Below are 8637 nucleotides of genomic sequence, written 5' to 3' on the forward strand. Positions count from 1 at the left end.
TTGCAGGGCGTTCTGAAACTGTAGAACAAGTATTTGGTAAAAAACCAATTGCACCAAGTGAAATGACTAAAAAGATTTGGGCATTTGTAAAATCAAAAAGCCTTTCTAATCGTTAAACCCAAATGTTAGCGAGATTTCGTTAACAAATTTCTATCTTTTAATTATTTTTTCTGAAATCAATAAGATATAGATATTAGATTTAATCTGAAACTTACATGTCTACTACATCATTACGACGCGATCATGAACTAATAGAAAAGGTCATCAAAGCTATGGAATCTACCATTCAATTGTTAAATGATGGTAAACAAATCCCTGAATTCATACTATTACCTGTAATCGATTTTTCAAAAAATTTTACAGACGTTTGTCATCACAGTAAAGAAGAAAAATCATTATTTCCAGCTTTAGAAAAAGCCGGATTACCTTCCAACATGGGGCCTATTGCTATGATGCTAATTGATCACCAACGTTCAAGAGAAATTGGTTCCGAAATGGAAGCATCAGCAAAAGAATATCTTTCATCAGGCGATTCGACAAAATTGGTTAGTGACATGCAACAATATGTTGAACATATTACTGAACATTTGTGGAAAGAGAATAACAAATTGTTCATGATGGCTGAAGCAAGATTACAATATGTTTCAGAAAAAGTCGATAAAGAACTATCTGAAATTGAAAAATCTAAACTTGATGAGCTTGGGAAAACTAGAGAACATTATGAAAAATTAGCCGAAAATCTTGCAAAAGATGTTTCTGAGCAGGGAAGTTAGATTTGTCACATAGCATATTTGGTCAAGTCACTTCAGTGAGAAAATTCGTTAACGGTGATATTGAAATCGATTTTTATCATGAAGATGATTTAACCACATATCGATATTCATCTGATCCCAATAGATTAAGTAATTTTCCTAAGGAACTGATAGAAACTCTAATTCCTACTCTGGCTACTGATATTTGCATTGAGATTTTCTTTGGGGATGATGGAAATCCAACACATATTCAACTAGAAGAATGTGGTGATGAGGACGATCTAGATGATGAAGAATTTGATGATTCAGAGGAATAATATCTCTTAATTCAAATAATTTATTCTACGTAGTGATGGTGTGTTAAATTATCATAAAATCTAACTGATTTCAAATTTACAAATTCTAGCATGCCATATCTTGATAATTCTCTTCCAAATCCACTGTGCTTAATTCCCCCAAATGGGATTCTTGGATCTGAAATTACCACATTGTTCACACTTACAATACCTGATTCTATTCGTCTTGACATTTTATCTGCTTTAGCAAGATCTTTTGTCCAAATACTTGCGCCTAGACCAAATTCACTCTCATTAGCTAGTTTGACTGCCTCACTTTCATTTTCCACAATTGTTATCGGAGCTACTGGTCCAAAAGTTTCTTCCTGTGCTATTCTCATGTTTGGTTTGACATTTCTAAGAATTGTTGGTTTGTAAAAGAATCCATTCCCTTCTATTTCAGAACCTCCTAAAAGAATTTCTGCACCTTTTTCTTTTGCATCTTCAACTATTCCTGAAATTGTTTCTAATCCATCTTTACTTGATAGTGGCCCAATGTCAGTTTCAATTGACATAGGATCTCCTACTTTGAGTTGAGATGCTTTTTTAATAAATAATTCAGTGAATTCTTCTGCAATATTTTTTCCAACAAAAAATCTTTTTGATGCAACACAACTTTGACCACAATTGATGAATCTGCCTTTTACCGCTCCCTCTGCTGCTTTTTCAATAATTGCATCATCTAATACTATGAAAGGATCACTTCCACCTAATTCTAATACACACTTTTTCAAATTCTTTGCAGCTCTTTCACCAACTTTTGCCCCTGCATTGGTACTACCAGTAAAAGTTACAGCATTGACATCTGAATCTATAAGATGATTTGCAGATTCGACACTTCCGACAACCGTTTGAAAAATTCCGTCAGGCATACCCGATTCAGAAAATGCTTTTTCAATTTCAATACCTGATTGCATTGTCACTCTAGATGGTTTCATGACAATCACATTTCCTGCCATCAAACAAGGAGCTGCAAATCTTAATGCTTGCCAATAAGGAAAATTCCATGGCATAATTGAACCTATTACTCCAAGTGGCTCAAAAGTTAGAAAACTTTTTCTTGCATCTGTGTTTAGTACTTCATCCGAAAGAAAACTATCTCCGTGATCTGCATAAAATTCTAAAGCCCATGCACATTTTTCAACCTCTCCTATTGATTCTTTGAGTGGTTTCCCCATTTCAGATGTAGCTACTGTTGCAAGTTCTGTTTTGTTCTTCTTTAGATGTTCTACTAAATTGTAAATGTAACTTCTACGTTTCTCATAATCTTTTTTCCATTCTGGATATGCTCTTTTTGCTTTTCCTACTAAATCAAACACTTGACTTTTGTCCATTGCTGAAAATGTTGTAATTTTCTCTCCGGTGGATGGATTCACTGTGGATATCTGGCTCAAGGATTTTTCCGAGTTTTCCTCCTATTTATTTTAGTGACCTGTTTTTCTAATTTTTTATCTGATAAAATATCAAAACGTTTGTTGCATGTCTTTTTTGATCTCATCAATTTTCTTTTGATATGCTTTTTTAGATTTATCGTTCTTTTTTAGATTCAAAACATTTTGACATGATGGACATTTAAACATCCCATCAAGAGCACTTTCAAATGTTACTCTAGGACAATCTTCATTACCGCAATGATAGAAATCTGAGGCATTTTCATAATCTAATCTTTGTTGTAATCTTTCATCAATTTTTTTCTTTTGATTCTCAATAAAATGTTCAACCTCTTCTCTTCTAGTTCTCCATCTGTAGACAAACCATCCTTTTCGTTCGTCTTTAACTCTAATTCCTGTAATGAGAGATTTTCCAAATAAATCATACAATACTTTTCTTACCATGTTGATTCTAAGACCTGTAGAACTAGCAATTTCTTCATCAGTAGCATCTTCAGCTTTTAGAAGAGATCTTGCTACTTTGAGATATTCATCCCCCCCAATCATTGAAGCAATTCTAACAAAAGGATCTTCGTATTTGTCTACCAACTCTAATGACTCCTGTTTTTCTACTATTAATCCCTTGTTTCTTTTACCTGCACGTTTTTGCCTTTTTTGGTAGGTATGATCTTTCTTTTTGCATTTGGAAACTCTTTTTCAAATTGTATACCGTTTTGGATACGATCTAAAAGAATTGCTAAAGCACTAATTTCTGAATGAGGCTGACTGCCAACTCCAACATTATAATCTGCCAATTCATAAATCTCTTTTGGAACTTTTTCAGCCCCTACAACAACTAACAAATCTTTTTCAGCTCGAATTTCTTCTTGAGCCTTGTTGATACTTTCACCATACATTGAAAGATGAACAATTTTGAATCCTTCTTCTTTTTTCTTTTTTACAACATTTTTCCATTTTTCAATAAATTCAATCTTGAAATTACCTCCCCAGGTATTGTTAATTTTTTCAATGGTATCTTTTATTTCTGGATTGATTTCAGTCATGTAGATTTTCTCTGCACCAAATCCTCTGGAAACAAGTGCAACATGAGTTGTCACTCTGTCATCTCTTACTAATCGTTGTCCAATTCTAACTACTTCAATTACCAAATGTTTTCTTTGCTCCTTCCCATGCATTGTTTTTTGGTTTATGATAATTCTGACTTTGTACGATTTCTTTGATTAGTTCTTTTAATTGTGGAATGTTTTTTCCAGTTTTTGCAGAAACTGAAATCACTTTTTTATTTTCTTTTAAATTAAGAAATTCAATCTTTCGTTCAATTTCATCATTTTCTAATAAATCTGATTTGTTTAGAGCGTAAACTACCTTGTCTTGTTCTACTCCCAACTCGCTTAAAGTTCTCATACAGCTAGAAAACTTCTTTTTCAATTCAGAAATTGAATCATTAATGTCAATTACTAAAATGATTACATCTGTATGTATCAATTCTTCTAGTGTTGATTTGAATGCATCAATCATGTATGCTGGTAATTTACTGATAAAACCAACTGTATCTGCAATTAGAAATGCCTCTTGATCTATCATCACTCTTCGTGTAGTTGTAGTGAGAGTCGTGAACAGTTCTTTACTCTGACTTCTTGTTTCACCAGTAGTTTTGTTAAACAATGTTGTTTTTCCTGCAGATGTATATCCTGCAAGTGAAATTGTCTTGAATCCCATTCTTTTTCGCCCCTGTCTGTGAAGCTCTCGTTGTTTTCCAGCTTTTTCAAGCTTTGATCTAATTGTCTGCATTCTATGTTTAATGTCGTTATAGTACACATCAACTTCGAATTTTCCTATCCCCATAAATCCAGGCTGTTCTCCCATATTTGCAAGTCTGACTTTTTCTTTTGCTCTTGCCATTTCATATCTTAATTGTGCTAATTTCACTTGTAATTTTGATTCTGCACTTGAGGCTCTGCTCTCAAAAATTTCAAGAATTAATGCCTCTCTATCTAATACTTCTCTGTGTAATACTGTGGCAAGATTATAGTTTTGACCTGGTTTTAAAATCTCATCAAATATGATTACATCTGGTCTTAATTTTTCAGATATTTCTTCTAATTGTTCCACTACTCCTCCGCTGATGCCGTACTTTGGTTTCTGAAGATAATTTTGTCTGATAACATGCACTACTTCATACCCTGCTGCATCACACAATCCTTTTGCCTCGTTAATCGAGTCCTCCTGATCATAAGTGATTAAAATCGCAGAATTCATTCTAATTCATCTTTTTGATCGAATCTAAGATAATTGTATTGGACATGTTTTGGAAATTAACCTGATTTTTTTAGTGCTTTTTCTATATTCATATTCAAGACTATTTCTGCAATATCACTAGCATATTCAGAAATTCTTCGAATATTTTCAGTCATTCTTCTTACTCTGTAAATCTCTTCATCATCTTTTAATGATTTTGAAGCATCTCTTACTTTTTTCTCAAATTTTGCTATTTCTTTAGTTTTTGAAATTGTCTCTTCGGCTTGATTATAATCTTCTTTGAATAATGCAAGACATGCATCATCTAAAACAGATAAACAAAACTCATTCATTTCTTGTATTTTTTGCAAAATCTCCTTTTTTACAGGTTTTTTAAATTCGATAAGATCTTTTGCAATAAAAGCCGCATGATCTCCTGTTCTTTCTATATTTTTTACAACTAATCTATATCCTAAACAATTTCTAGCATTTCTAAACCCCATCTCTTTTAACATGTGTTCATTTTGAATTGCAATTTTTAATTGTCTGATAATATAAAATCCAAATCTGTCGACTTCATCATCTGTGTTTATGACTTCTTGGGCCAATTCTAAATTATTTTCTTTTACAGCTAAAATTGCATCACTTGACATTGATTTTGCTAAATGAATCATTCGTTTGAAAGCACCATCAACTGATAATTCTAACAAATTAACAAGAACCTGCACTGTTATGCCGCCACTCGAATCAGCAATTATCTCAGAACCCATCAACATTCGTTTTACAGCTTCTTTTACTGTATTTCTCTGATGAGCACTTAATCTACCGTTTTTTGGTTTTACATTGATTGTCTTGAATCCTAAAAAGTATAACGAAATTAATTTTCTAACAATTGAAGATGCTTCTCCTCCTTCATCTATTTCAATAACTGCATCTTCTTTTTTCTGAGTTCTCGATTCAAATTTTGGTGGGTAAAGCTCTAATGTCGATGAACCTTTTCTGACCATTCTTATTTGATCTCCTTGTTTCAGACCTAATTCCATAATCCATTGCTTTGGTAATGAAACTATGTATGATGACTTGCCAGTAAACTGAATTTTTCTTGTTTCTCCCCCTTCTTCCATAATCTAAATGGAAAATTCCATTCTATATAGTTTAGGCTATATGATATAGACTAACATTGAACTAATATTTAGAAAAAATTCTTCTAATACTAATGGACTATGTTCTGAAATTACAGTATTCTCTTGATGCATTATTTGGAAATGGCACATCAAAGTCATTACCTAAAAATATTGAAATGACCTTTTCACGAAAAACAGGTAGAATCAGAACAGTATCTTACAAAGGAAAATTACTTTGTACTTTGAGAATTGATGGAAGTTTAGCTATCAGTACTTATTTTGCTCAGATGCTACTAAAAAATAAAAAATTCAAAGAAAACTGTGTCGAGATAAATGCTGATGCCGCACCTTATGTGGAACAAGGAAGATCCGTATTTTGCAAGCATGTAGTGTCATGTGGAAAAAACGTTCGTATCTCTGCAGATACTCCTGTCTTGTTCAAAAATCAAGTAATTGCTGTTGGAAGGGCCATATTGTCTTCTGATATGATTTCTGATTTTGATAGAGGAGTGGCCATAAAAGTCAGAGATAGTTTAAAAAGTCGTAATGAGGAAATAAGATCATGATGCGAGGAGGAAATCGCGAAATGCGAAGAATGATGGACAAGATGGGTCTAGACATGAATGAACTATCTAATGTCCAAGAGGTAATAATTAAAACTGATAAAAAAGAAATAATCATTTCAAAACCATCCGTAACTGAAATGAAGGCAAAAGACAATTCTATTTTTACTGTCACTGCAGATAGTTATGAAGAAAGAGAACTAGAGGTTCCAATTTTCTCTGAAGAGGACATTCAACTTGTTAGTCAGCAGGCTGGTGTTGATGAGGAAAAGGCAAAAAGTGCTTTAGAGGAGGCAGAAGGCGATCTTGCAAGAGCAATCTTACTCTTGACTACTGGATAATCCTCAAAATTTTCTTATTTTGTACCTAAAAATGAATGATTTAAGTAATGGAATTACTAGGTTTGTAGTATAATGAGCAGTATGGCTGAATCCAAGGTAACTGGAATTATCAAATCTCTAAATGCCTTGGAAGATGATTTAGATTCCTTAACCAGCAAAGTTGGGGATATGAAAAAACAACTTGCCATGAAAAGTCTATCTGAAATTGATAATTTGTTAGCAAAAACTAGAGAAATGGCAACCAAAGAGGCTGAAACTATCATTAACGCATCAAAAGAAAAGGCAACTGCTGAATCTGCAAAAATTGCTCAAGAAGGTGATGCAAAATTATCTCAAATTCAGTCAAATATCAATACTAATTTTGATGAAGCAGTCAAACATGTAGTGTCAACTGTTTTGAAAGCATAAACCTAAATTTCATACCTCATTTCAAAAATTATAGATCCCCTACTGAATTCTCGTATTGGACTTGCTACAACTTATGGTAAACCATACTATAGATTTTCAGCTTCTCTAAAAACTCTCAATCTATCCTTTGATTCTATTCTTCCTGAAGAAATTCATAATTTTTCGGGACATTTTGTATTCACTACTAGGGAAGAATCTCCTGAAAACTGTAAAAAAATTTTATTTCACGAGGATGTCCTTGAACATCATCCTACTGTAATTAGAGGAATGATGATGCAAAAACTTAATCTTGATTTTGAAGAAGAGAATTTAATTTTAGGAATAGATCCTGGACAAAGGATGGGATTATCAATTTTTTATTATGGAGTAGAAATTGAAAGATCAGTTCATACTTCTATTGAAGAATTGGTTTTTCATCTTATAGGGATTTTAGGTGGTCTTAGAGCAAAAAGAAAAATTCTAAAAATTGGAGATGGTAATATGAAGATAGCAAAACAAATTGTTTCAATGTTGAATCTTAAATTCTGCTCATCATTTGAATTGGAATTTGTAGATGAGAGTAAAACTAGTTTGAAAATCAAAAATTTTAATCAAAGGGGAAAACGAGATATGCTTTCTGCAAAATATATTTCTCAAAGAGATGGGTATAGACATTCCATTCTTCCTCTTTCAATTACTGGGTAGAAAATGTAATTTTTTAATTAAAAATACTCTAAAATTATAATGATTTTAAATTCTTTAATTTACTTTGAATCTATTATATGATGAAAGTATGAGAATATCATAAGTTTTATAATTATTTTGAAAAAAATGAAATAATTTGTCAAACACGTATATTATTACATGTTAATTTTTCAAAAAACATGGTTTTAAAATCAGCTATACATATTTATTGAACTTTTCGAGTTTTATTTGAAAATAATATTTTTGATCGATACAAAACATGAAATATTTTCAAGTTTTATTACAATTTCTTATAAGTTACATCGATCCATGCTTATATAGTTATGAATTCTATATTTTATTACCAAGATGACTTGTAAAGGAATTTGTGTTAGATATAAGGCTCAAAAGCCTGTTGGCACTGGAAGATATGCTTCTGGACAACGTCGATGCCAGATTTGTGAAATATTCATCAAATGGGAAGGACTATGGTGTCCATGTTGTGGATATAGATTAAGAACAAAGCCACGTAATTTGAAATACAAAGCAAAATTACGTGCTAGAGTTGAGGCTGATTCTATGGAAGCTGCAGCAGCTACTGAAATTGAATCAGAAGTTCAAGAAGTTACTGTGAAGGCAAAATCTAAAGCTAAAATTGCTAAAACTAAAGCAACTAAATCTAAAACCAAAGAAAAAACTCCATGCAAATATTGTGAGAAACTCTTTGTTTATCCAGATAAACATGAGAAGAATTGCAAGAAGAACACCGAAGTTATATCTTCTCAGAAAAGTGAATCAATAGCAATAAAAGCATAAGATTTG

Annotated in this window: 12 protein-coding genes; 7 read left to right on the forward strand and 5 right to left on the reverse strand. The window is 32.2% G+C overall.

The genetic code is table 11. The features are described 5' to 3' along the window. Window positions 1–215 precede the first annotated feature (215 nt). The gene (locus tag OEW78_RS08835) at window positions 216–773 is read left to right on the forward strand and encodes a hemerythrin domain-containing protein (protein WP_300326943.1); all 558 of its coding nucleotides are present in this window, start codon (window positions 216–218) and stop codon (window positions 771–773) included. A gap of 2 nt (window positions 774–775) precedes the next feature. After that, window positions 776–1069 carry a hypothetical protein gene (locus tag OEW78_RS08840; RefSeq protein ID WP_300326944.1) on the forward strand — a complete coding sequence of 98 codons (294 nt, stop codon included), beginning with the start codon at window positions 776–778 and terminating at the stop codon, window positions 1067–1069. Window positions 1070–1089: 20 nt separating this feature from the next. On the opposite strand, the gene OEW78_RS08845 is transcribed toward OEW78_RS08840, so the two are convergent. The 5 genes from OEW78_RS08845 to OEW78_RS08865 form a co-directional block, all read right to left on the reverse strand. After that, the gene (locus OEW78_RS08845; protein WP_300326945.1) at window positions 1090–2481 is read right to left on the reverse strand and encodes an NAD-dependent succinate-semialdehyde dehydrogenase; all 1392 of its coding nucleotides are present in this window, start codon (window positions 2479–2481) and stop codon (window positions 1090–1092) included. Between the two features lie 69 nt (window positions 2482–2550). Then, window positions 2551–3066 carry a transcription factor gene (locus OEW78_RS08850; protein WP_300326946.1) on the reverse strand — a complete coding sequence of 172 codons (516 nt, stop codon included), beginning with the start codon at window positions 3064–3066 and terminating at the stop codon, window positions 2551–2553. 26 nt (window positions 3067–3092) lie between these two features. Continuing rightward, window positions 3093–3626, reverse strand: coding sequence for a tRNA (cytidine(56)-2'-O)-methyltransferase (locus OEW78_RS08855; protein WP_300326947.1), 534 nt, complete (start codon window positions 3624–3626; stop codon window positions 3093–3095). After that, complete coding sequence (hflX, locus tag OEW78_RS08860) at window positions 3616–4737, reverse strand: GTPase HflX (protein ID WP_300326948.1); 1122 nt, start codon at window positions 4735–4737, stop codon at window positions 3616–3618. Before hflX ends, OEW78_RS08855 begins: the two co-directional genes overlap by 11 nt. Window positions 4738–4793: 56 nt before the next feature. Continuing rightward, the gene (locus tag OEW78_RS08865; RefSeq protein ID WP_300326949.1) at window positions 4794–5840 is read right to left on the reverse strand and encodes a phosphate uptake regulator PhoU; all 1047 of its coding nucleotides are present in this window, start codon (window positions 5838–5840) and stop codon (window positions 4794–4796) included. A 92-nt stretch (window positions 5841–5932) separates the two neighbouring features. Here OEW78_RS08865 and OEW78_RS08870 point away from each other — a divergent pair, with 92 nt between their 5' ends. The 5 genes from OEW78_RS08870 to OEW78_RS08890 all read left to right on the forward strand — a co-directional run bounded on the left by OEW78_RS08870 (window position 5933) and on the right by OEW78_RS08890 (window position 8631). Further along, window positions 5933–6406, forward strand: a complete 474-nt coding sequence (locus OEW78_RS08870; protein WP_300326950.1) for a PUA domain-containing protein — start codon at window positions 5933–5935, stop codon at window positions 6404–6406. Continuing rightward, on the forward strand, window positions 6403–6744 hold the full coding sequence (locus tag OEW78_RS08875; protein WP_016940006.1) for a nascent polypeptide-associated complex protein: 342 nt from the start codon (window positions 6403–6405) through the stop codon (window positions 6742–6744). Before OEW78_RS08870 ends, OEW78_RS08875 begins: the two co-directional genes overlap by 4 nt. Before the next feature lie 81 nt (window positions 6745–6825). Continuing rightward, window positions 6826–7152, forward strand: coding sequence for a hypothetical protein (locus tag OEW78_RS08880; RefSeq protein WP_300326951.1), 327 nt, complete (start codon window positions 6826–6828; stop codon window positions 7150–7152). A gap of 273 nt (window positions 7153–7425) precedes the next feature. Further along, window positions 7426–7836: a hypothetical protein gene (locus tag OEW78_RS08885; protein ID WP_300326952.1), complete on the forward strand. Its 411-nt coding sequence runs from the start codon at window positions 7426–7428 to the stop codon at window positions 7834–7836. Window positions 7837–8184: 348 nt separating this feature from the next. Beyond that, window positions 8185–8631: a hypothetical protein gene (locus OEW78_RS08890; RefSeq protein ID WP_300326953.1), complete on the forward strand. Its 447-nt coding sequence runs from the start codon at window positions 8185–8187 to the stop codon at window positions 8629–8631. Window positions 8632–8637 lie beyond the last annotated feature (6 nt).

The sequence above is a fragment of the Candidatus Nitrosopumilus sp. genome (assembly GCF_029882185.1).
Classification (GTDB): domain Archaea; phylum Thermoproteota; class Nitrososphaeria; order Nitrososphaerales; family Nitrosopumilaceae; genus Nitrosopumilus.

Excerpts from the sequence above, each read along its gene's own strand:
- OEW78_RS08835 (WP_300326943.1), top strand. The coding sequence starts at position 216 with ATGTCTACTACATCATTACGACGCGATCATGAACTAATAGAAAAGGTC.
- hflX (WP_300326948.1), bottom strand. The coding sequence starts at position 4,737 with ATGAATTCTGCGATTTTAATCACTTATGATCAGGAGGACTCGATTAAC.
- OEW78_RS08865 (WP_300326949.1), bottom strand. The coding sequence starts at position 5,840 with ATGGAAGAAGGGGGAGAAACAAGAAAAATTCAGTTTACTGGCAAGTCA.
- OEW78_RS08870 (WP_300326950.1), top strand. The coding sequence starts at position 5,933 with ATGGACTATGTTCTGAAATTACAGTATTCTCTTGATGCATTATTTGGA.
- OEW78_RS08875 (WP_016940006.1), top strand. The coding sequence starts at position 6,403 with ATGATGCGAGGAGGAAATCGCGAAATGCGAAGAATGATGGACAAGATG.
- OEW78_RS08880 (WP_300326951.1), top strand. The coding sequence starts at position 6,826 with ATGGCTGAATCCAAGGTAACTGGAATTATCAAATCTCTAAATGCCTTG.
- OEW78_RS08885 (WP_300326952.1), top strand. The coding sequence starts at position 7,426 with ATGCAAAAACTTAATCTTGATTTTGAAGAAGAGAATTTAATTTTAGGA.
- OEW78_RS08890 (WP_300326953.1), top strand. The coding sequence starts at position 8,185 with ATGACTTGTAAAGGAATTTGTGTTAGATATAAGGCTCAAAAGCCTGTT.